Origin of the sequence: Paraclostridium bifermentans (assembly GCF_019916025.1) — a bacterium.
Lineage (GTDB): Bacteria > Bacillota > Clostridia > Peptostreptococcales > Peptostreptococcaceae > Paraclostridium > Paraclostridium bifermentans.
The window spans coordinates 1866062-1888321 of sequence record NZ_CP079737.1 but is presented as its reverse complement, the minus strand read 5'-3'; the positions used below and the strand labels follow the sequence as shown (position 1 = coordinate 1888321).

Below are 22260 nucleotides of genomic sequence, written 5' to 3'. Positions count from 1 at the left end.
TCTATTATTTAATAGAGGCTTTAAATTCATATATAAATAGTATAAAGACAATTAAAGCGCTTAATAAAATACTAATAAAAATGGAATCTATTTTAGATATACAACTTGATAAGACAAGTGTATTAAATAAACCGTGGCTAAAAGATGCTGCCAATATAGAATTAGACTTATATCTAATATAAGTTATTATTAAGGATATGAAAAACATTTGAATAAAGTTTATAATGGAGCCAATAAGCGGAATGGTAGGGTATTTATACAGTATAGCGACTGGAGTATGCCAAAACGCCCATACAAAACTTATAAAAGTTAACACCTTAAATAAACTTAAATAACTTAGTTCATTATATAAAAATCCCCTCCATGATAACTCTTCTATAAGTGCTGAAAAAGAAGCTATTGATAAACCTATTAAAATATTTGTTAAAAATGAATCAAATGAGAATATAATGGAACCAAATTTTTTAATGCTTATTAGATTGATAATGATTGATATTAATATAGGTATAAATATTGAAATTGGAAACCAAATATTAAATTTAAGAGAAACATTAAAAGAATTTCTTAGACTTTGTTTAAATAGAAGCTTCTGAACGATTATGCATGAAAGGAATGGTATAATCATTGAAAGACCTATTAGATTAAAAGTTGCAGGATTATTTACACCTCCTATGGAGTAGAGTATGAAAAAAAATATAGATGTAAGTGAATATGTTAGTAGTATAAAAATATATACTTTTTTTGATGAGTTACTCAAAAGCTACACCCCTTATTTATAAAATTAAAAAAATTTCAAAAAGTTAATATTATTATATCATTCCAAAATATAGATATCAATTACATACTACATTAAACTATTATATACACTATGTAACAAAAAAGTTTTTAATTCTTACAAAATTGACATTTGATAAATATATTTTATGTATTTATAATATTGAAGGGATAAAATTAGATTAAGGAGACATTTATGAATAAACTTCATTATTTTTTTAGAACTTCAATAGAAAGAAATAACTTTTCTAATTTTGGAGTCATACATTTAATATTGTTGGGGATAACTTTGCTAGGGATGGTAATTATTATTAATAAAAAAAGAGAAAATAGATTATTTGAATTATTGATAGGAATAGCTCTATCAATTCAACAAACAACATTATATTTATGGTATCTTAAAGGAAATTATCATTTTGTACAAGAAGGATTGCCACTGTTTCATTGTAGGATAGCTATAATTTTGATAGCTATTGGTATGATATTTAAAAAAGACTTCATGATGAAAATGGGATCATACTGGGGTATATTTGGGTCGATTTCAGCACTATTATTTCCAGGCCTTGATCCATTTGTTTTTCCTCATATGACTCAATTTTCATATTTTATAGGACATATTTTGTTGCTTTGGGGATCTATATATTTACTAACTGTAAAAAAGGTAGGTATGAGTAAATCAGATTTTAAGAAAGTATTTATTATAACTAACTTATATCATATAGCTATGTTTAATATAAATAATTTAATAAATTCAAATTATGCATATATGAAGTCATCTCCAATTGGCATAGGCAATAAATTAAATCCAATTTTATATGGATTTATAGTTATGATGATATTCAACTCGATTTTAAGTTTAGAGTACTTTGCTCTAAATAATAAAAAAGAATCTGTAGTAGAAGAATGCTACGAAATAGAATTAATAAAAATATAAGCCTATAGAAAAAAGTTTTTGGTATATACTTAGAGTATGTAGAAAAAACTTTTCACAATTATACTAAATTTAGAATAGATAATATTAACTATACTTATTATTAGGAGAAGAATAATGCAAGAAATAAAAAATGCAATTATACTATTACTACATTTCTTTGCTTTTTTAACTTTATTTTATTTACTTTCAGAACAATATATGGTTGCAATAATGTTATTAGGACTAGCTTTACTTGGATTTAGTGTTATAAAATATAGTAACAACGATGTAAAATAGTATTTACTAACTTAACTAGACTGAGGAAAAAAATTAAAGATGAACTTAAAAAGTAGGAGCATTATGCTTCTATTTTTTTTATTTATATAGCTTATCAATAAAATAGTATTTTTTTGATATGAAGATACATAGAATTTAAATAGATAAAAGTTTAAAAAGTTATAAATTGGTACAAGCTTAAACCATCGAACAGATAAATGCAGTATGGGAGGATGAATAATGAAATATTCTATAAGAAATATAGATTTAGAAAGCGATAAAGATTTTATACTAGAAAGTCATTGTAAAATTAACTTTAAATGTGAAAGCAAATGGACTGCTGAATGTGGATATGATAGGTATAGATCTAAGTGGTTTTCAACAGACAATCCAAGTGAATTTTTAAAAGCTTTAACAAAAAGCTTAAAAGAAAGTAGAGCATTAGGGTTAATAGTTCAAGATGGAGTAAAGAAAATAGGATATTGTTGGGTTAGCTTTTATGATATTAAGGACTATGATATATCAATAGCAGAGATTAATGATATTTTAATTATTGATAGTTATAAAAATAAAGGAATTGCAAGCTTTTTAATTAAGTATGTAGAAGAACAATGTAAAACAAATGGAGCGAAAGTTTTAAGATCGGGTACTGGTATAAACAATTTAGCATCTATAAAACTACATGAAAAGCTAGATTTTCAAACATACAGGGTAGAGTTTGAAAAAGTTTTATTATAAAAGTCATAGATAATTTAATAAAAAGCAGGGTCAAGTCATTTTTACCCTGCTTTTGTTGTATAGATAAAATCTATTGCTGTATAGTAATATATAGAAATTATGAATTTGAAGAAAAATTCATAATAATGTAAACTTAGGAGGAAAAAGCTCGAAAATGAATGAAGGGGAGAGCTTAATAAATGGAGAAAGTGGGAGTAAAATGAAATTGAAAAAATTAGTAACATCATTATTAGTTGCAAGTTTAACAATAGGGGCTGTAGGTTGCACTAATAATAAAGAAAGTTCATCTAAGTATGAAAAAAATAATTTAAAGGGGTCAACTCTTAAAGTTGTAGCTGCACATGGAGCTAAGGAAGATATATTTGGGAAATTTACGGAAGATACTGGAATTAAAGTGGAATTTATAGATATGTCTTCAGGAGAGGTTTTATCTAGAATAAAAGCTGAAAATGGTAAGCCAATGGCAGATGTATGGTTTGGAGGGGGAGCTGATAGTTTTATAGCAGCAAAAGAAGCTGATTTATTAGAACCATATATATCAGAAGAATCAAAAACTATACCAGACAAATATAAAGATAAAGAAGGATATTGGACAGGAACTTCGCTAGTTACAGTAGGATTCATGGTAAATAATGACTTATTAAAAGAAAAAGGATTAGAACCTCCAAAGACATGGACAGACTTAGCAGACCCTAAATATAAAGGGGAGGTTATGATGGCAGACCCATCGATTTCAGGAACTAACTATGCTATGGTAAATGGATTAATTCAAAATATGGGAGAAGAAAAAGCATGGAATTATTTTAATAAACTTAACTCGAATATACCGTTTTTAGCTAAAAGAGGTTCTGAGCCTGCAAATAAAGTATGCTCAGGGGAATTTGCAGTTGGAGTAATACCTATGACAGGTGAATATTTTGTTATGGAAGATCAGTATCCCGTAAGTACAATATACCCAGAAGATGTTATTCCGTGGATACCTGCTCCAGTTGCTATATTTAAAAATGCAGAAAATACCGAAGCAGCAAAAGCATTTGTAGATTGGTCGTTATCTGAAAAAGGACAAACATTTATACAAGAAAAAGATCCGAGATACATGGCTAGACCAGAAATTAAGCCTGTTAAATCTGTTGAAAGTATGCCATTAGATAAGCTTGTAGATTTAGATATCCAAAAACTAGGAACTGAAAGAGAACATATTTTAAATAAATGGAGTGAAGATTTTGGAAATAAATCAACACAATAACAGATTAAATGAACGGATAGTTAAAAATTTAGCTATCCGTTTTAGCGATTATATAGAAAAGGTATTAATTTTAACCATAGTATTAGGTATATTGGTTTTTATTTTTTATCCAGTTATTTCAGTGATATCTACAAGTTTTATAAAAGAAGGAAAGTTTACATTGGAAGAGTATACAACTTTATTTAGCTCTAACAATATAGACCTTATTAAAAATAGTATTTACATAGCTACTTTGTCATCAATAATAGCAATAATAGTTTCTACGATAATAGCTACTTACGTTGTATTTGTTAGTAACAAACTCAGCAAGTTTATAAATCACGTATTAATATTAACTATGATATCGCCTCCTTTTGTTGGATCGTTAGCATTTATATTGTTATTTGGAAGAAGAGGGATAATCACACATGACTTACTAGGTCTTAGCACAAATCCATATGGGTGGCAAGGAATAGTATTAATGCAGTCAATAGGAGAAATATCATTTGCATCAATAATGATAGTTGGAATTTTAAAAAATATAGATAATAGATTGATTTCAGCATCTAGGGATTTAGGAGCATCCTCACTTGAAACTATAAAAAGAGTTATCTTACCATTAGCTACACCTGGTATATTAGCAACTCTTTTTATAATATTTACTAAAAATCTTTCTGATTTTGGAACTCCTATAATTATTGGGGGAAATTTTAATGTATTAGCTACAGAAGCCTATTTAACTGCAATTGGAAGAGCAAACTTACCAAAAGCTGCAGCTATGAGTGTTATTTTAATAATACCTGCAATAATAGCATTTTATTTTTATAGAAAAAGTATGAAAAAAATAGGTAGTTTATCAGGTGGAACAAAATCTAGTACAAGCAAACATATTGATTTTAATATATCTAAATACGTAAAGTTAATTTTAGGAATAATTACTTGGTCGTTTATAGTTATAATATTGATTCAATATATAACTATATTTATATCAGCTATATCTAATAGAGCTTCAGGAAATTTAACATTTACTTTAGATTATATGAAAGCATTTAAATTAACAAATTTGGATTCATTTATAAGAAGTATAAAATATTCTTTAGTGGCAGGCTTTTTAGCAAGTTTAATAGGAATTTTACTATCTTATTATGTTGAAAGAAGAACTATATATGGAATGAGATTTATTGAATTTATATCATCTTTGCCGTATATAATACCAGGGACATTTTTTGGAATAGGATATGTACTTGCTTTTAATAAAACACCTTTATTATTAACTGGTACTGTAGCAATAGTTGTTTTAAATTGTACATTTAGACAAATATCAGTTGGAAGTAAAGCAGCTAGTGCACTTTTTCCAAATATAGATAAGCAAATAGAAAAAGCAGCTACAGATCTTGGAGCACCTAAGTTAATGATAGTAAAAGATATAATAATACCTTTATTAAAACCGGCATTCTTATCAAGTTTTATAAATACATTTACATCTACAATGACAACTGTAGGCGCTATAATTTTTTTGATATCGCCAGGTGCCAATGTAGCTACAGTAGAAATGTTTAACGTTATAAAAAATGGGAACTATGGATTAGGATCTGTTATAGCATGTTTTATAATAATTATAACTTTTACAGTAAATATTTTAGCTATAAAAATTCTAGATAATTAGTAGGGGGTAATAGTAGGTGTTTTTAAAATTAAATAATATAAAAAAAGAATTTTCAAAACAAAATGGAGTAACTAATATACATTTACAAATAAACCAAGGCGAATTAGTAACACTATTAGGCCCGAGTGGTTGTGGGAAAACTACTATACTTAACATTATAGGAGGATTTTTAAAGCCGGATAACGGAACTATTATATTAGAAGATACTGATATAACTTTACTACCTCCAGAAAAAAGGCCAATAGCAACGGTATTTCAAAGTTATGCATTATTTCCACATATGAATGTTATTGAAAATGTAAGTTATGGGTTAAAATATACAACAAATTTTAGAAGAAAAGAAAGACTTAATGCTGCAAAAGAATATATAAAGATTGTAGGTCTAAAAGGATATGAATATGAACATGTAGGTAATCTTAGTGGAGGGCAACAGCAGCGAGTGGCATTAGCTAGAGCTTTGATAACTAAGCCAAAACTTTTATTATTAGATGAACCATTTAGTAATTTAGATGCTAAATTGAGGATAAAAATGAGAGAAGAACTTAAACAAATTCAAAGCATGTTTAATATAACTATGATATTTGTAACTCATGACCAAGAAGAAGCTTTAAGTATATCAGATAGAATTGTTGTTATGGATAGTGGGAAAATTATTCAGGTAGGTACACCTAGAGAAATATATAGAAATCCTATAAATGAATATGTAGGTTCATTTATAGGAAAGTCAAATATTATTGAAATTAATGGCTCTAAAAAGTTAATTAGACCAGAAGATATAGAATTAAATAAAGATGTTAATGGTGAGTGGGAAATTAAAAATGAAATTTTTATAGGATCTTATACAAGATACATTATAGAACAAAATAATGAAAGGATATTAGTTGATTTAAGTGGTGTAGAGAAGAGGGAGTATAAATTAAAAGATAAAGTAAACATACGATTTAAGAATATTATAGATTTGTAAATATTAATAAAATTAGACCTAAGGAAAAGCAAAATGAAAATAAGAATAAAGTATTTAGTAGTAACGATGTTTATAATGATTATAGGGCTATTATCAAGAAAATACATGAGTATCTTTCCTAAATCTATTGCCCCCTTTGTAGGAGATATGCTATGGGCTATGATGGTATATTTTGGATTGAGATTTTTAATTCCAAAATTAAAATTAGCAAAAACTTTAACACTAGCTATAATTTTTTCTTTTTCTATAGAAATAAGTCAATTATACCAAGCTGACTGGATAAACAATATAAGAGCTACAACTCTTGGAGGGTTGGTATTAGGACATGGTTTTTTATTTGAAGACTTAATCAGTTATAGTATAGGGATAGGCATTGGATGTTTATTAGATTATTTTTTATGTGATAAGAGATAATACAATATTTTATAAAGTCTAAAATCAAATATATTTCATTCTTGTGAAAACGTTACATAATGAGATTGACAATTAGCACATAAAAAATATACAATTTAAGTATAGCTAAAAAAGGGGGACTGCGATATGAATAAGATAGAAAAATTAGTTAAATTACTAGAGGAAAAAAATTTAGATGCAATTTATTTAACTAATGATCAAAATGTTAATTACATATCAAATTATAATGATGAAGATGCATTTGCAATTATATCTAAAAAAGGAAACTTTTTGATAACTGATACTAGATATATGGAGTTGGCAGAAAGTCTTTGTAAAGGATTTGAATTAGTTAATTGGCATTTATTTGACAGAAACATAGGTAAAGCAGTTGAAGATGTATGCTTAAAAAATAATATAAAAACATTAGGGTTTGAAGGATCTAGTTTAACATTTGAAAAATATGAAGCTTTTAAATCTCAGTTAGATAAAAGTGAAATAAATTTAGTGTGTTCAGATGGGCTTATAGAAGAATTAAGATATGTTAAAAATCAAGAAGAAATAGATAATATAAAAAAAGCTTGTGAAATAGCAGATAAAGCATTAGAAGAATTAATTCCACATATAAAGGTTGGAGTTACAGAAAGAGAATTAGCAGCTAAATTGGAATATTTTATGAAAATGAATGGAGCACATAATTTAGGATTTGATACGATATTAATATCAGGAGCAAAAACATCTCTGCTTCATGGAAAGCCAAGTGATAAAAAGATTGAAAGAGGAGATTTATTGCTTGTAGATTATGGGGCAATGTACAATGGATATAGATCTGATACTACAAGAACTTTTATAGTGGGTGAAGCAAATCAAAAGCAGATAGAACTATATGAGTTAATAAAAGAAGCTCAACTTGTAGGAATAGAAAATATGAAAGATGGTGTTCATGCAACCGTTCCAGATGCTAAAATTAGAGAAGTTGTTAAAGAGTATGAACAATATTATTATAGAGGGTTAGGACATGGAATAGGTAGAGGCTTACATGAAGAACCTTTCTTAGGTAATTATGGTACAAAAACTCTTAAAGAAGGATGTGTTGTAACTATGGAACCTGGGGTGTATTTCCCAGGATGGGGAGGAATTAGAATTGAGGATACTGTTTTAGTAACAAAAGAAGGACCTCAAATACTAACTAAATTTCCTAAGGAATTAATGATATTGGATAAATAAAACTTTTTTTTGCATTTTTAAATTGACAAGCATAAATTAAAATCACTATACTTATAGTAAATAAACATTTGAAAATGAAGTCATGAAGGCTTTTTAGCCTTCATGGCTTTTTTGTATTTTAAAAGGGGGATAAAATGAATCAAGTAGAGTTTTTTAACCAAATAGCTAAAGAATGGGATAGTATAATTGAAGTGAATGAGGAAAAAATCAATACACTATTATCAAAATTAAACATAACTGATAATAGTAAAGTATTGGATATAGGAACAGGAACAGGGGTATTAATACCTTTTTTAAAATCATTAAACCCAAATGGATATATAAAGGGTGTAGATATTTCAAGTGAAATGCTTAATGTAGCTAGAGAAAAATTTAGAAATATTGAAAAGGTATATTTTGAATTAGTAGATGTAGAGAAAGATGTAATAAATGAAACCTATGATAGTATTGTTTTATACTCTATGTTTCCACATTTAAAAGATAAAACAAATACTATTAAAAAACTAGTTGAAAAAAATTTGGGAAAAAGTGGACAACTTATAATAGCACATTCAAACAGTAGAGCGTTTTTAAATAATATGCATAAGGAAAAAAATGAGTGTGTTAGTGAAGATAGATTAATATCAGTTACTGATCAGAGGTATTTATTTGAAAAAGCAGGACTTAAAGTAGTAGATGCTTTTGAAGATAATGAGATTTATTACTTAGTTATAAAAAGATGTTAGGGGGATTTAAAATGAAAAGTAAAAATGTAGTTTTATCAGGACTTTTTATTGCGTTTGGAATAATTTTACCTATGGTATTTCATACGATTAGCTTAGGTGGTCAAGTATTTTTACCTATGCATATACCGGTACTAATTGCAGGTTTTTTACTAGGCCCAGTTTGTGGAGGAATAGTTGGAATAGTTACACCTATATTAAGTGGTATCATGACTGGTATGCCACCTATAATACCAGTTATGCCTATAATGGCATTCGAACTTTTTGCATATGGAATTATAACTGGTTTTTTATTTAATAAAACTAAAAAAATATATATATCGTTGATAGGAGCTATGATAGGTGGTAGATTATTTGCGGTACTAGGAGCGTATTTAGTTTCATTAACTATAGCTCCACAAGTAAATCCTATGTTGTTTGTGTTTGGAAATATAGCTCAGGCTATACCAGGTATGTTAATACAAATAATCTTTATACCAATTATAGTTAAGTTTATGATTAAAAATCCTGAAATTTCAAAGGCTTTAGCTTAATAAAATAAAAAAGTACATCTATAATTATAGATGTACTTTTTTATTTTAGAATATACATACTTTAACGCTTACGAAAAAGTGCGTACTTTTATTAAAAAAGTAAACGGCCTATAATGATTTACATATTAAATTAATACAAATAAAATTTTAGGAGGAAGAAATGAAGACACTTTTTGATAAAACTAAAATATTAAATATGGAAATGAAAAATAGATTTTTAAGGGGAGCTTTATGGGAAGACCTAGCAGATGAGAAGGGTCACTTAACTCCTGAATTAATATCTATATATGAAGAATTGGCAAAAGGCGGTATAGGAACTATAATAACTGGATATGCATTTGTTACTAAAGATGAACAACCAAATCCAGGAATGATGGGTATATATGATGATTCATTTATACCAGAGTATAAAGATTTTACGCAAAAAATTCATAATCTAGGATCAAATATAATAATGCAAATAGTGTACGGTGGATTTATGACTAATTTTAATGTTGGAGAAAGAACTATTTGGGGACCTTCAACTATTAAAAATGAAAATACTGAAACATGGGCAAAAGAAATATCTAAAGAAGAAATAAAGTATTTAATAAATTCATATGCAAATGCAGCTAAAAGGGTAAAAGAATCAGGGTTCGATGGAGTTGAAATTCATTGCGGTCACGGGTATTTACTAAGCCAATTTTTATCTCCATACTATAATAAGAGAGAAGATGAGTATGGAGGTAATATAGAAAATAGAGGAAGAATAGTCTTTGAAATTTATAAGGCTATGAGAGCTGCAGTAGGTGAAAATTTCCCTATTTTAATAAAGTTAAATTCAGCTGATTATGTAAGTGAAGGTGGATTAACACAAGAGGATAGCTTATATGTAGCAAAAAAATTAGCTGATTTAGGCATTGATGCTATAGAAGTAACAGGTGGGAATGAGTCTATAAAGGAAGTAACAGAAAATAATTTAGGTGCAGCAAGAACAAAAATCGTTGTTTCAAAGGATAGAGAATCTTATTTTAAAGATTATGCTAAAAAACTATCTGAGTTAGTAAACATACCAGTGATACTTATAGGTGGAAATAGAAATTTAGATATAATGGAAGACATATTAAATAAAGATTATGCACAATATTTTTCACTATCTAGACCATTAACTGCAGAACCTGATTTAATAAGTAAATGGGAAAGTGGAGAAAGAAAAAGAACTAAATGCGTATCTTGTAATCAATGTTACAATACTCCTGGTAAAAGATGCATCTTAAATATAAGAGGTATTTAATTTCGATTAAGCAAAAGAAATGATTATTCTACTTTAGGTTTATTTTAGGAATTTAAAAAATGATTAAGGATAAACTAAAATAATAACTAAAAAGTAGGAGTGAAATTATGCAAGAATATGTAAAAGGAAGCCCGATTTTTACAAATATAAATAATACAGATAGACAATATAAATATTTAACAAAAAATATAGAAACAGATGTACTAATAGTTGGTGGTGGAGTAACTGGAGCTATATGTGCGTATTATTTAAATAAAAATAATATAAATACTACGCTAATTGAAAAAGGAAGAATTGGACACTTAAGTACAAGTGTTACAACATCTTTACTACAATATGAACTTGATGATAATTTATCTGAACTTAAAGAAGCTCTATGTTTAAAGGATGCAATAAAAGCGTATAAATTAGGATTAAAAGCATTAGATGAAATAGAAATTTTTATAAAAGAACATGGGAATCTTTGTGATTATATAAAAAGAGATACTCTATTATATACATCTAAGCAAAGTGAAGTAAAAGCTATAGAAAATGAATTTAAACAAAGAAAAGACCATGGACTTAATGTAGAGTATATAGATAAAAGCAACAATCCATATAGCTTTGATCTTAAAGCTGGAATAATATCAAAAAATGGAGGGGCTGAAATTGATCCATATAAATTTACAAATCAATTAATTGAAGTAAGTCAAAGAAAGGGTCTAAATGTATATGAAAATACAGAGGCAAAAACTATAAATTATATAAATGATGGAGTAGAAATAGAAACTTGTTATGGATATAAAATTAAGGCGAATAAAGTAATTGTTGCTACAGGATACAACACTACTTTATTTACTAAAAGAAATTTTGCAACTAAATACACTACATTTAATATAGCTACCAAACCAATTGAAAGTATACATGGATGGAAAGATAATATTTTGATAAGGGATAATTGTGATCCATATAATTATTTAAGAACTACGGTAGATAACAGAATGATTATAGGTGGAGAAGATGTAGAATTTAAATATATTGATGACAATAAATTAGCACAAGAAAAATATGAAATACTAGAGCAAAGACTTAAGTCTATGTTTAAAGATGTAAAAAATATTGAAATTGAGTATAAGTATTGTGGCTGTTTTGCTACAACTAAAGATAACTTAGGGTTTATAGGACCAGATCCTAAACATAAAAACTTATGGTACTGCTTAGGGTATGGAGCAAATGGAATATTATTTGCTATTCTTGGTGGTATCATGCTTAGCAAACTTTATAAAAATGAAGTTGATGAAGATATGAGATTATTTGAAATAAGCAGATTTGACAACTAGATATAAAAAGAAAAAATATGGCAGATAGTATATACTATCTGTCATATTTTGATTTCAGCTATAATTTATATTACAATATAGGCTTTTTAGAATTTCCTCTTACATCAATATCTATTATCTCTACTACGTCTTCACCTCTATAACCAACAAGGTAGCTAGTCATATTAGCACAAGAACAAGAATGGTTAGGTATTATTTGAATTTTATCTCCAACCTTTAATGTAGTGTCTCCTATTATTTGGATTTTTCCAACTTCTTCTGAAAGACCTATTATATTAAGTTCATCATGTCCTTTAACTTTTCCAAATCCTGTTATTAACGCACTTCCATGAGCTCCCTTATCAAGGCCTAAACACTTACTTCCTACATCAACGATGAATAAATCTTCACTTGGTCTAGATATTATAGTTCCAAGAGCTGTTAAAGAACAATCATCTTCTTTACATATATCTAATGATAATTGTATATTATCGTAGAATGGATAATTACCAGGTCTTAAAACATCAAGACTAGGATCGCTTACTACATCAAAGAATGTAGGTGTGCTTCCAGATGCAACTACATCAATTTCAAATCCACTAGATTGTAAAAGTTGTTTAGCTGTACTCATACGCTCAACTTCTTGCTTAGATATAGGTGACACTTCTTCAGGTGAAGCTACTGCATAAACATGACCAGGATGTGTACTTATTCCTATTAATTTTAAGTTTTTAAATTGAGATAATTCTTTAGCTAAATTAGGTGAATTCTCAGGAGTAACACCTAATCTATTAAGTCCTGAATTTATTAATATGAAATATTCCATATTCATATCTTCTTTGACTAATTCATCATTCCATAACTTAGCAGACTCAACATTATCAAAGCTAAGTATTATTCTTGCTTTTTTAGATAGCTCTATAGCTCTTTTAATGTTAGAAACGTTTGCTATTGGATAAGGAAATGTTATTGCTTTAATTCCTGACTCTACAAAAGCTTCTGCTTCATCAATTGTGCCAACTAAAAGCCCTTTAGCACCGAAAGCTATTTGCATTTGAGCTAACTTAGTTGATTTATGAGTTTTTGTCATAGGCCAAAGCTCTTTATTATTTTTATTACAAAGGTCTTGAACTACTTTTAAATTATTTTCTAATGCATCTAAATCTAATATAAAATTTGGTGTAGATAATTCATTTATTTTCATGTTAAAATCTCCTTAATTAATAAAAAATTAAATATAGTTTAATTTATTTCAATAAAATTAACTTATATTTAATTTATATCAAAGGATAATAATAAAGTCAAACAAAATTTCAAAAAAACAAAAAGAAATATATAACTTGAAATTTAAACTCAATTAATATAATCTAAAGTTAAAATAATAAATAAACGGAGAATACATATGAGCGATGTTAATATAGGAGAAAAAATAATAGAATATAGAAACCAAAAGCAAATGACTATAAAAGAGGTTGCACAAATTGCAGGAGTAACACCTTCTATGCTTAGTCAAATAGAAAGAGGGCTGTCAAATCCATCTATAAACACTCTAAAAATGATAGCAAAGGCTCTAGATGTTCCTCTATTTAATTTTTTTAAAGAAAATAAAAATAGCGAACAGTTAGTAGTAAGGAAAGATAAAAGGGTAAAACTTACATTTCCAGAAAATAATAACTTAATGTATGAGATGCTATCTCCTAGCTCTAATGGAGATATACAGCTTATGTCTATGGATCTAACTCCAAGTACACAAACTTCAGAGGAATTAATGGATCATGTAGGAGAAGAGGTTGCTGTAGTTTTAGATGGAACAGTAGATCTACATTTAGAAAAGGAAATTATAACTCTATATAAAGGGGATAGTGTAAAAATACTTCCTCACATGAGACATAAATGGGTAAACAGTTATGAAAAAACTTCTAAAATTATATTTGCAGTAACACCACCAAGTTTTTAATAAAAACTATAAAGCGAGGTATTTGATATGGAAAAATTATACTATGGATATTATAAATCACCTATTGGAAACTTAAGAATCGTAGTTGACGAAAGTTCTTTAGTAGCATTAGATTTCAATGAAGATGAAAAGAAACAAAGTGATGAACATAGGTATATAAATGAAGTAAAGAAGCAGTTAGATGAATACTTTAAAGGAACAAGAGAATTATTTGATTTAAACATAAAAATGAATGGAACAGATTTTCAAAACAAGGTATGGAATGAGCTTACTAAAATACCATATGGAGAAACTATATCTTATAAAGAGCTAGCAACTAGAATAGGAAATGATAAAGCTTGTAGAGCTGTAGGAAATGCTAATAATAAAAATAAGATAAGTATAGTGATACCTTGTCATAGAGTTGTGGGATCTAATAAGAAACTAGTCGGATATGCAGGGGGACTTGAGAAAAAAGAATGGCTGATAAACCATGAGAATAAAGTTACAAATGAGTAAACATACATTAATCACCCTATTATAAAAATATACATATTATAAAGTATATTTGCTAAATTAAAATTTTTATAGGGGATGAAAATCATTATGGAAATTGAAAAAGACATTTGTACTGTAGACCTCAAACTTAGCAAAAAGGAAATTGAAGCAATAAAACTTAGAGATATAGAAGATTTGAAGCCGAAGTTATGTGCTAAAAGAATGAATTTGAAGATAGATGAATTTGAAAATATATTAAATAATGCAAGATATAAAATTGCAAAGGAAATTTATTATAACAATTGTATAAAAATAGTTATAGAAGAAGAAATTCAAGAAGATGAATTATATTTGACATTTAGATGTTCTGTTTGCGGGACTATATACAAAGTAAATGGATATGAAGATAAAATAGCATGTCCCTTATGTTTGAGTAATAAAGTTATGAGTGCAAAAGAAGCTGGATTTTATAAAAAAAGTTACTAGTAAATACTAGTAACTTTTTATTTTGAAACTTTTACAAATTACATTATTGACAATGTAACATTGTTTCCCTATACTCAACCTATAATAATAAAACAATGTTACGAAGGAGTACTGAAATGGATTCTAATAATAGACTATTAAATATAAATGGATATGGTTCATGTGGTGGTGGTGAATTTCAAGAAGTTAAAATATCAGGAAAAGGGAAAATAAATAATGATATTAAATGTATTAAATTAAAAATATCAGGAAGTGCAAATATTTATGGGAATGTAAATTCTGAAAATATTAGTATATCGGGTATTTTAAAAGTAAAAGGGAATGTAAATGCTTTGAATTCGAATGTGAGTGGATTGATTAATATAGGCGGTGGGCTTAAAGGAAATGATTTAAATTGTGATGGAAGCTTAACTGTAAAAAATGATATAGAATGTGAGTCTATAGTTTTAAATGGGTCATTAACTAATAAAAGTTTTATTAACTGTGAAAATATAGAAATTAATTTACAAGGAATGTCAGTTTGCGATGAAATTGGAGCATATAAGATAAGTGTGTACAATCACAACAGTTCAAAATCTTTATTGAAATTATTTTTACCTAAAAAATTTAAAGAAAATAAGCTAGAAGCTAAGGTAATAGAGGCTGATGAGATATTTTTAGAGAGTTGTTGTATTGATAGTGTTAAAGGTAAAAATGTAAAAATAGGTTCAAATTCTTATATAAATGAAGTTGAATACTCAGAAAGTATTGAAATAGACCCAAGTTCTAAAGTAGAAAAAATAACAAAATGCGAAATGTAAATATATTAGGAGGAATAGAATGAACAATAATATAACAATAGCAGGCGATGGATATATAAGTGAAGGTAACTATGATAAAATAAAAGTAATGGGAAATGCTACTTCGAATGGCAATATAAACACTGATACACTAAAAATAAATGGAGAGGCTAGGTTCAATGGAAATCTATATTCAAAAGAAATTAAGGTAAACGGAGAGTGTAAAATTGTTGGAGATTTGGAAACTAAAAATTTAAAGGTAAATGGAGATACAGTTATAGAGGGAGATTGTAAGATTGAAAACTTAGTTGTAAATGGAGATTTATGCGTTTTTGGCATATTGGAGTGTAACAATGTTACAATAAGGGGAGATTTAAAAGTTAACAAAAATATAAATTCAATAAATATGAAAGTATATGGAGATTTAAGAGCAAAAGAAAATATAGAAGGTGAAGATATAAATATATATGGACGAATTAATTGTGAAGGTTTGTTAACAGGAGAAAGTGTATTTATATTTCCAAAGGGAATAAGTAAATGCAAGGAAATAGGTGCTACACACATAGAGGTGAATAAACCTAAAAATATTGGATTTTGGAAAGCTAAATTTTCTCTTGGGTATGGATCTATGGGTAAATTACAGTGTGATATAATCGAAGGAGATTCAATTAAAATTAAAAATACAAAAGTAAATCAACTAAATGGAAATTCTATTGACTTAATTAGCAATTGTGACATTAATACAATAGAGTATATTGACAAATTAGAAATTGGTTGTGATTGCAAAGTTTTAAAACATACAAAGATAGGTTAGGATAGTGATTATGGAAGAAAAATTAATTTCAAAAAAAGACTTATTAATAGAAACTGGTATATCTTATGGGCAGTTGTATAGATGGAAACGAAAGAATATTATACCTGAAGAATGGTTTATAAAAAAGTCAACATTCACAGGACAAGAAACATTCTTTCCAAAAGATAAAATAATAGAAAGAATAAATTTGATTCTTTCTATGAAAGAAGGCATATCGTTAGATGATATTGCTAATATGTTTACAGAAAAGAAAGATAATAAACAATTTAATATAGATTATTTAATAGAAAGAAATGTTATTTCGAATTATGCAAAAGAAGTTTTTGAATCTATATATATGAATAAAAACATTATAGAAAAAAAGGAACTTTTGATTTTGTCAATTATAGAGAATAATATCGTAACATCGGTTATAACTATGGACGAATTAAAAAACATAACGGAGGTGATTGATGATAAATTTTCTGAAATGTTTAATAGCAACGGAAAAATTTGTTTATATAGAAAAATAGGTATTCCATTTGTCATAGGATGTGAAGGAGATAATAACATATATATAGATAAAAGTATAAAAAAGATTTTAGAAGTTGACGTAGTAAAAGAAATTAGTAATATAAGTTTAAAATTAGTTTAAAATAGTATACAAGTATAAATCGATGGCCTGGTTACAGGTCATTTTTTAAGCAACGGACGAAGTCGTTGGCGACATGAGAGAATCGAATTTTTCATATAATTTTTTTCACGTGATTTAGATTGGGTGTAAATTATGATATTATTAAATTAATAGTAAAAAAATGGGAGGAATAATATGATTTCAAAAGAAGTAGCCTCTAAAGTATTATCAAAGTGTTTGATAACAGGTGGAGATTTTGCAGAAATATTTGAAGAAGATACAATAAGTAACTCAATAGGTATAATAGATAACAAAGTGGAAAATGCACTGGGTGGAAGAAGTTATGGAATAGGAATTAGAATTTTTAAAGGATTGAAAAGCGTTTATGCATACACTAATGATAATTCAATTTCCTCATTACTAGATACAGCTTATAAAGCGGCACTAGCACTAGGAAACCTAAATGAAGGAAAAACTATAGTATTAAATAAAAGTATAAAGTATAAAGATATGCATCCTATAAAATCATATCCTAATTCAATAGATTATAAAGACAAAATAAAAGTAATGAAGGAAGCATATAAAAGTGCAAAAGATTATAGTACAGACATTTCTCAAGTAAATGTAACTTATTTAGATAAAGACCAGAAAATACTAGTAGCTAACACAGAAGGAATATATGTAGAAGATAGACGTATAAGAACTAGACTTGGTATTAGCGCTATTGCATCAAAAGGAAATGAGAATCAAACTGGATTTGAAGGGCCTGGAAGAGCTATGGGATTTGAAATGTTTGAAGAAGTAGACCCTGAGTATTATGGTAAAGAAGCTGCTAGAACAGCATATACTATGTTGCACGCTAAAAACTGCCCTGCAGGTAAAATGCCTGTTGCAATAGATAATGGATTTGGAGGAGTAATATTCCACGAAGCATGTGGACACTCATTAGAAGCTACATCAGTAGCAAAAGGAAACTCTGTATTTTCTGGGAAATTAGGTGAACAGATTGCATCTTCAAAAGTTACAGCAATTGACGATGGAACATTAGCTAACCATTGGGGATCTAGCAATATAGATGATGAAGGAAATTTAACTCAAAAAAATACATTGATTAAAGATGGTATCTTAAATTCATACATGATAGATAAATTAAATGGAAGAAGAATGAATATGCAAGCTACGGGAAGTTCTAGAAGACAAAGTTATAAGTATGCACCAACTTCAAGAATGACAAATACATACATATCAGCTGGAGAAGATAAAGAAGCAGATATAATAAAATCAATTGATAATGGACTTTATGCAAAGAAAATGGGTGGAGGATCTGTAAACCCAGTAACAGGTGAGTTTAACTTTGCAGTAGCTGAAGGATATCTTGTCAAAAATGGAGAGATTAAAGAACCCGTAAGAGGAGCAAGTTTAATTGGAAAAGGTAGTGAGGTACTTATGAATATAGATATGGTGTCTGATAACCTAAAGCAAGCTCAAGGTATGTGTGGTTCATCTTCAGGTAGTATACCAACAAATGTAGGTCAGCCTATGATAAGAGTTAAAGAAATTACTGTAGGTGGAAGATCGGAGGAGTAATTATGGAATTTAATATATTTAAAGATCGATTATTTGAAAGAGCTAAGCAAGAAGGATTTACTGATTGTGAAATTTATTATTCTGATGGTGAAAACATAAGTATATCTGTTTATGAATTTGAATTAGAAAAATATAATATTGATAAGTATATAGGGCTTTCATTTAGAGGATTAATAAATGGGAAAATGGGATATTCGTATACTGAAATATTAGATGAAGAAGCTATAGATATGCTAGTTAAAAAAGCAAAAGAAGGAGCTGTATCTATAGAAAATACAGATGTACAGTTTATATATAAAGGCGATGAAAGTTATAGTAATGTTAAAACTTACTCAGAAAAACTAGAAAATATAGATCCTGCTGAACTAATAGAAATAGCTATAGATTTAGAAAGACAAACAAAAAACTACAGTGATAAGGTTATTAATTTAAGCGGATGCAAAGTATCATACAGTTCATCAAGAAGTTTAATCAGTAATACTAAAAATCTAAATTTAAGTAATAAGAGTAACTTACTTATGGCATATGTGATTCCGGTTATAGAAGATAGAAATCAAAAACAAGATGGAATGGGATATCAATTAGTTGAAGATATAAAGGAGATAGATACTAAGAAAATTGCATCAGATGCAGTAAATGAAGCATTTTCTAAAGTTGGAGCTAAATCGATAGAATCAGGTAACTACAAAACTATAATAAATAATGAAGCTATGTCATCTTTGCTTGAAACGTTTAGTGATGTATTTAGTGCAGAAAGTGTTCAAAGGGGAATGTCATTACTTAAAGACAAAGAAGGCAGCTATATAGCTTCTGATATTGTTACAATAGTAGACAATCCATTATTAGACAATGGATTATCATCAACACCATTTGATGATGAAGGAGTTGCAACCTATAAAAAAGATATAGTTAAAGATGGAAAACTAATAACTTTACTTCATAACTTAAAAACTGCACACAAAGCAAATACAAAAACTACAGGAAATGGGTTTAAGTCATCGTACTCATCAGTTGTAAGTGTTGATCCAACAAATTTCTATATAGAAAAAGGAAGTTTAACTTTCGAAGAACTTGTAAAGGAAGTAAATGAGGGTATAATAGTAACTGACTTTGCAGGTCTTCACTCAGGGGCAAATTCAATTACAGGAGATTTTTCTTTAGCCGCAAAAGGGTATTATATAACAAATGGAGAAAAATCTTATCCTATAGAACAAATAACTGTGGCAGGAAACTTTTTTGAATTAATTAAAGATATTGAAAATATAGGAAATGATTTGAAATTTCCATTAAGTAATATTGGATCACCATCTGTTATAATTAAGTCATTATCTATAGCAGGAAAATAAGTAAAATAAAAAGCACTTAATTTATTAAGTGCTTTTTATTTTACTTATTTTCCTGCTTCATTTATAATTTTTCTCAAAGAAGTAGATGCATTATACCCTATAGAAAATGTACTTATAGAATCTATTAAATCTTCGGTATTTCTTGTTTGTATATAATCTTCTGCTTTTAGAAGTGAAAGTTTATAAAAACTTAAAACTGCTCTTATAGATAAAACAACATCATCTTCTTTTGAAGAAAGTTTTGAAATTTTTGAATGTAAACCTTTAATTAAGGAATCAGCATAATTTATTTGTTTAATTGCATCATCTTTATCTAAATTATCTTTAGATATAAGTTTAATTACCATATACATATTATTATCTATCATATTTAAGTCATTGATATATTCATTTCCTTGTTTAGTTGGAGAATATATTTCAATTGCAGAAACAATGCTAACACTATTTGTAAAAATCAATATCGCTATTACAAATATAATACTTAACTTTTTGAAATTCATACTAAAGCTCCTTTTTATTATGTAGTATATGTAGATATTGTAATATTATAAGATTATAAAAATAAAAGCGGGATGTTATTTTCCCGCTCCAAATACTAGATTTCTAAGGTTGATTGAAGAAGTATAACCTATTGAAAATGTACTTATAGCACTAATTAAATCATCTGAGTTTTTTGAGTTAACATAATTTTCTGCTTTAATTACTGCTAATTTATAAAAGCTTGAAATAGCTTGCAACGCGGCGGCAATATCACGTTGTTCTTTAGGTAAATCATAGGATTTATTGGTTATATCAGTAATTAATGAGTTTAAAAAACTAATTTGTTTATTTACATCATTTGTATCAAATTTATCTGCAGAGATAGATTTTATCAAAATATACATACTATTATCAAGATAATCTAGTTTTTTAGAAAACTCACTTGAATATGAATTAGAATTTGGAACTTCAAAAGCAGAAGCAGTATTTATACTACTTATAAAAATAAGGAGAACTATCGACAGTATAATGCTTAGTTTTCTTAAGGACATAAAAATACCTCCTTTTTAAAATAGTATATGTAGAAGATAACTAAATTATAGATGTGTAATTAAATAAAAATTTAATAGTTTTTAAAGTATAAAAATGTTTTACAAATTAATTTGAATGAATAAATAAAACTGTAGTTGAATATATATATTAAAAAGGGTGTGAAAGGATGCCTAATAATAAGAAGAAACAAAAAAATAAAATAAATATTCAGTTGGCGACAGCTCAACTAATTCTATTAGCAAGTATTTTAGATCTTCTAAAAGTAATAATAGAAAAATTTTTATAAAATGTTTCTTTTTAAATTGGCATTTAATTTTAAAATATGAAGAAAGAATCTAAAGTATTAATAATTGCATTTATCATATTTATAATTAGTTTATTAATAAGATGTATTTAGAAACTTATACAATAACAGAAATAATATAAAAATAAAAATAGACATTTTAGATTACAATAAAAAGTGCTCCTTAAATAAGGAGCTTTTTTTATTATAGAAAATTAATTTGCTTGCCTAAATACTATGTTTCTTAAGTTAATAGAAGATGTATAGCCCATTGAAAAAGCATTTATGGAACTTATTAAATCATCTGAATCTTTGGAATCTATATATTTATTAGCTTCTATTATAGATAATTTATAAAAACCTAAGATAGCTTGCAAAGCCGCGACAACATCAGCTTGATCTTTTGATAAATTATAAGATTGTTCAGTTAAATCATATATTAATGAATTTATAAAACTAATTTGATTTCTAGCGCCACTTGTATCAAAGTTTTCTGTAGAAATAGATTTTACTAATACGTACATATTGCTATCTAAAAAATCTAAGTCTTTAGAAATAGAAGCTAATGATGAATCCGATGGATATCTTTCAATAGAGTAGGATGCATTTATATTACTTATAAAAACAAACAAGATTATAGTAGTAAGAATAGATAATTTATTTAAATACATATTTAATCACCTTTTTTATAATTATTATATGTAGAAAATAGTCAAATTATTTTCTACATATAATAATTATAAAAATATAAAATTTTTAAAATGACAAATAAATATAAATTGCAATAATACGAATGATGTATACTATTACTGATTTATAAAAATGAAAATACTCCGATTGTATTTGTAGGACAAGACATTCTATTAGAGCAAATAGGGTTATCA

General features: G+C 27.3%; 25 protein-coding genes. 20 read left to right on the top strand and 5 right to left on the bottom strand.

From position 1 onward, the window contains the following. Positions 1 to 4 precede the first annotated feature (4 nt). Complete coding sequence (locus KXZ80_RS17905) at positions 5 to 379, bottom strand: CPBP family intramembrane glutamic endopeptidase (RefSeq protein ID WP_408636703.1); 375 nt, start codon at positions 377 to 379, stop codon at positions 5 to 7. A gap of 591 nt (positions 380 to 970) precedes the next feature. On the opposite strand from KXZ80_RS17905, the gene KXZ80_RS09165 reads away from it, so the two are divergent. The 12 genes from KXZ80_RS09165 to KXZ80_RS09110 all read left to right on the top strand — a co-directional run bounded on the left by KXZ80_RS09165 (position 971) and on the right by KXZ80_RS09110 (position 12023). Continuing rightward, entirely contained in the window at positions 971 to 1708 is a 738-nt protein-coding gene (locus KXZ80_RS09165; RefSeq protein ID WP_021433177.1) for a YwaF family protein, read from the top strand. 114 nt (positions 1709 to 1822) lie between these two features. Beyond that, positions 1823 to 1984, top strand: coding sequence for a hypothetical protein (locus KXZ80_RS09160; RefSeq protein ID WP_021431375.1), 162 nt, complete (start codon positions 1823 to 1825; stop codon positions 1982 to 1984). 219 nt (positions 1985 to 2203) lie between these two features. After that, entirely contained in the window at positions 2204 to 2701 is a 498-nt protein-coding gene (locus tag KXZ80_RS09155) for a GNAT family N-acetyltransferase (RefSeq protein WP_021433176.1), read from the top strand. Positions 2702 to 2855: 154 nt separating this feature from the next. Beyond that, a complete protein-coding gene (locus tag KXZ80_RS09150) occupies positions 2856 to 3947 on the top strand; it encodes an ABC transporter substrate-binding protein (protein WP_021433175.1) in 1092 nt (363 codons plus the stop codon). Next, on the top strand, positions 3925 to 5592 hold the full coding sequence (locus tag KXZ80_RS09145) for an ABC transporter permease (RefSeq protein WP_021433174.1): 1668 nt from the start codon (positions 3925 to 3927) through the stop codon (positions 5590 to 5592). Before KXZ80_RS09150 ends, KXZ80_RS09145 begins: the two co-directional genes overlap by 23 nt. A gap of 16 nt (positions 5593 to 5608) precedes the next feature. Then, complete coding sequence (locus KXZ80_RS09140) at positions 5609 to 6556, top strand: ABC transporter ATP-binding protein (RefSeq protein WP_021433173.1); 948 nt, start codon at positions 5609 to 5611, stop codon at positions 6554 to 6556. Positions 6557 to 6589: 33 nt separating this feature from the next. Continuing rightward, entirely contained in the window at positions 6590 to 6970 is a 381-nt protein-coding gene (locus KXZ80_RS09135) for a ribosomal maturation YjgA family protein (protein WP_038285257.1), read from the top strand. A 126-nt stretch (positions 6971 to 7096) separates the two neighbouring features. Next, positions 7097 to 8176 carry a M24 family metallopeptidase gene (locus tag KXZ80_RS09130; protein WP_021433171.1) on the top strand — a complete coding sequence of 360 codons (1080 nt, stop codon included), beginning with the start codon at positions 7097 to 7099 and terminating at the stop codon, positions 8174 to 8176. Positions 8177 to 8310: 134 nt separating this feature from the next. After that, positions 8311 to 8901, top strand: coding sequence for a class I SAM-dependent methyltransferase (locus KXZ80_RS09125; protein WP_021433170.1), 591 nt, complete (start codon positions 8311 to 8313; stop codon positions 8899 to 8901). Between the two features lie 11 nt (positions 8902 to 8912). After that, entirely contained in the window at positions 8913 to 9431 is a 519-nt protein-coding gene (locus KXZ80_RS09120; RefSeq protein ID WP_021433169.1) for an ECF transporter S component, read from the top strand. 160 nt (positions 9432 to 9591) lie between these two features. Beyond that, on the top strand, positions 9592 to 10704 hold the full coding sequence (locus KXZ80_RS09115; protein WP_021433168.1) for an NADH:flavin oxidoreductase: 1113 nt from the start codon (positions 9592 to 9594) through the stop codon (positions 10702 to 10704). Positions 10705 to 10811: 107 nt separating this feature from the next. Then, the gene (locus KXZ80_RS09110; RefSeq protein WP_021433167.1) at positions 10812 to 12023 is read left to right on the top strand and encodes an NAD(P)/FAD-dependent oxidoreductase; all 1212 of its coding nucleotides are present in this window, start codon (positions 10812 to 10814) and stop codon (positions 12021 to 12023) included. A gap of 70 nt (positions 12024 to 12093) precedes the next feature. Here the strand turns inward: KXZ80_RS09110 and KXZ80_RS09105 are convergent, their stop codons facing one another. Beyond that, the gene (locus KXZ80_RS09105; RefSeq protein WP_021433166.1) at positions 12094 to 13206 is read right to left on the bottom strand and encodes an alanine racemase; all 1113 of its coding nucleotides are present in this window, start codon (positions 13204 to 13206) and stop codon (positions 12094 to 12096) included. A gap of 198 nt (positions 13207 to 13404) precedes the next feature. On the opposite strand from KXZ80_RS09105, the gene KXZ80_RS09100 reads away from it, so the two are divergent. From KXZ80_RS09100 to KXZ80_RS09065, 8 genes are all read left to right on the top strand, one after another. Beyond that, positions 13405 to 13959: a helix-turn-helix domain-containing protein gene (locus KXZ80_RS09100; protein ID WP_021433165.1), complete on the top strand. Its 555-nt coding sequence runs from the start codon at positions 13405 to 13407 to the stop codon at positions 13957 to 13959. A gap of 27 nt (positions 13960 to 13986) precedes the next feature. Beyond that, positions 13987 to 14457 carry a methylated-DNA--[protein]-cysteine S-methyltransferase gene (locus KXZ80_RS09095; protein ID WP_021433164.1) on the top strand — a complete coding sequence of 157 codons (471 nt, stop codon included), beginning with the start codon at positions 13987 to 13989 and terminating at the stop codon, positions 14455 to 14457. A gap of 87 nt (positions 14458 to 14544) precedes the next feature. Beyond that, positions 14545 to 14922, top strand: a complete 378-nt coding sequence (locus tag KXZ80_RS09090; protein WP_021433163.1) for a DUF134 domain-containing protein — start codon at positions 14545 to 14547, stop codon at positions 14920 to 14922. Between the two features lie 116 nt (positions 14923 to 15038). Continuing rightward, the gene (locus tag KXZ80_RS09085) at positions 15039 to 15722 is read left to right on the top strand and encodes a head GIN domain-containing protein (RefSeq protein WP_021433162.1); all 684 of its coding nucleotides are present in this window, start codon (positions 15039 to 15041) and stop codon (positions 15720 to 15722) included. A 19-nt stretch (positions 15723 to 15741) separates the two neighbouring features. Further along, positions 15742 to 16515 carry a polymer-forming cytoskeletal protein gene (locus tag KXZ80_RS09080; RefSeq protein ID WP_021433161.1) on the top strand — a complete coding sequence of 258 codons (774 nt, stop codon included), beginning with the start codon at positions 15742 to 15744 and terminating at the stop codon, positions 16513 to 16515. Between the two features lie 10 nt (positions 16516 to 16525). Further along, positions 16526 to 17149, top strand: coding sequence for a DUF4004 family protein (locus KXZ80_RS09075; protein WP_021433160.1), 624 nt, complete (start codon positions 16526 to 16528; stop codon positions 17147 to 17149). Between the two features lie 174 nt (positions 17150 to 17323). Then, positions 17324 to 18715, top strand: coding sequence for a TldD/PmbA family protein (locus KXZ80_RS09070; RefSeq protein ID WP_021433159.1), 1392 nt, complete (start codon positions 17324 to 17326; stop codon positions 18713 to 18715). Between the two features lie 2 nt (positions 18716 to 18717). Then, complete coding sequence (locus KXZ80_RS09065; protein WP_021433158.1) at positions 18718 to 20061, top strand: TldD/PmbA family protein; 1344 nt, start codon at positions 18718 to 18720, stop codon at positions 20059 to 20061. Positions 20062 to 20105: 44 nt separating this feature from the next. Here the strand turns inward: KXZ80_RS09065 and KXZ80_RS09060 are convergent, their stop codons facing one another. From KXZ80_RS09060 to KXZ80_RS09050, 3 genes are all read right to left on the bottom strand, one after another. Further along, on the bottom strand, positions 20106 to 20561 hold the full coding sequence (locus tag KXZ80_RS09060) for a hypothetical protein (protein ID WP_021433157.1): 456 nt from the start codon (positions 20559 to 20561) through the stop codon (positions 20106 to 20108). 75 nt (positions 20562 to 20636) lie between these two features. Next, on the bottom strand, positions 20637 to 21092 hold the full coding sequence (locus tag KXZ80_RS09055; RefSeq protein ID WP_021433156.1) for a hypothetical protein: 456 nt from the start codon (positions 21090 to 21092) through the stop codon (positions 20637 to 20639). Positions 21093 to 21591: 499 nt separating this feature from the next. Next, the gene (locus KXZ80_RS09050) at positions 21592 to 22047 is read right to left on the bottom strand and encodes a hypothetical protein (RefSeq protein WP_021433155.1); all 456 of its coding nucleotides are present in this window, start codon (positions 22045 to 22047) and stop codon (positions 21592 to 21594) included. Positions 22048 to 22260: the final 213 nt, after the last annotated feature.

Excerpts from the sequence above, each read along its gene's own strand:
- KXZ80_RS09165 (WP_021433177.1), top strand. The coding sequence starts at position 971 with ATGAATAAACTTCATTATTTTTTTAGAACTTCAATAGAAAGAAATAAC.
- KXZ80_RS09160 (WP_021431375.1), top strand. The coding sequence starts at position 1,823 with ATGCAAGAAATAAAAAATGCAATTATACTATTACTACATTTCTTTGCT.
- KXZ80_RS09155 (WP_021433176.1), top strand. The coding sequence starts at position 2,204 with ATGAAATATTCTATAAGAAATATAGATTTAGAAAGCGATAAAGATTTT.
- KXZ80_RS09150 (WP_021433175.1), top strand. The coding sequence starts at position 2,856 with ATGAATGAAGGGGAGAGCTTAATAAATGGAGAAAGTGGGAGTAAAATG.
- KXZ80_RS09135 (WP_038285257.1), top strand. The coding sequence starts at position 6,590 with ATGAAAATAAGAATAAAGTATTTAGTAGTAACGATGTTTATAATGATT.
- KXZ80_RS09130 (WP_021433171.1), top strand. The coding sequence starts at position 7,097 with ATGAATAAGATAGAAAAATTAGTTAAATTACTAGAGGAAAAAAATTTA.
- KXZ80_RS09125 (WP_021433170.1), top strand. The coding sequence starts at position 8,311 with ATGAATCAAGTAGAGTTTTTTAACCAAATAGCTAAAGAATGGGATAGT.
- KXZ80_RS09120 (WP_021433169.1), top strand. The coding sequence starts at position 8,913 with ATGAAAAGTAAAAATGTAGTTTTATCAGGACTTTTTATTGCGTTTGGA.
- KXZ80_RS09115 (WP_021433168.1), top strand. The coding sequence starts at position 9,592 with ATGAAGACACTTTTTGATAAAACTAAAATATTAAATATGGAAATGAAA.
- KXZ80_RS09110 (WP_021433167.1), top strand. The coding sequence starts at position 10,812 with ATGCAAGAATATGTAAAAGGAAGCCCGATTTTTACAAATATAAATAAT.
- KXZ80_RS09105 (WP_021433166.1), bottom strand. The coding sequence starts at position 13,206 with ATGAAAATAAATGAATTATCTACACCAAATTTTATATTAGATTTAGAT.
- KXZ80_RS09100 (WP_021433165.1), top strand. The coding sequence starts at position 13,405 with ATGAGCGATGTTAATATAGGAGAAAAAATAATAGAATATAGAAACCAA.
- KXZ80_RS09095 (WP_021433164.1), top strand. The coding sequence starts at position 13,987 with ATGGAAAAATTATACTATGGATATTATAAATCACCTATTGGAAACTTA.
- KXZ80_RS09090 (WP_021433163.1), top strand. The coding sequence starts at position 14,545 with ATGGAAATTGAAAAAGACATTTGTACTGTAGACCTCAAACTTAGCAAA.
- KXZ80_RS09085 (WP_021433162.1), top strand. The coding sequence starts at position 15,039 with ATGGATTCTAATAATAGACTATTAAATATAAATGGATATGGTTCATGT.
- KXZ80_RS09080 (WP_021433161.1), top strand. The coding sequence starts at position 15,742 with ATGAACAATAATATAACAATAGCAGGCGATGGATATATAAGTGAAGGT.
- KXZ80_RS09075 (WP_021433160.1), top strand. The coding sequence starts at position 16,526 with ATGGAAGAAAAATTAATTTCAAAAAAAGACTTATTAATAGAAACTGGT.
- KXZ80_RS09070 (WP_021433159.1), top strand. The coding sequence starts at position 17,324 with ATGATTTCAAAAGAAGTAGCCTCTAAAGTATTATCAAAGTGTTTGATA.
- KXZ80_RS09065 (WP_021433158.1), top strand. The coding sequence starts at position 18,718 with ATGGAATTTAATATATTTAAAGATCGATTATTTGAAAGAGCTAAGCAA.
- KXZ80_RS09060 (WP_021433157.1), bottom strand. The coding sequence starts at position 20,561 with ATGAATTTCAAAAAGTTAAGTATTATATTTGTAATAGCGATATTGATT.
- KXZ80_RS09055 (WP_021433156.1), bottom strand. The coding sequence starts at position 21,092 with ATGTCCTTAAGAAAACTAAGCATTATACTGTCGATAGTTCTCCTTATT.
- KXZ80_RS09050 (WP_021433155.1), bottom strand. The coding sequence starts at position 22,047 with ATGTATTTAAATAAATTATCTATTCTTACTACTATAATCTTGTTTGTT.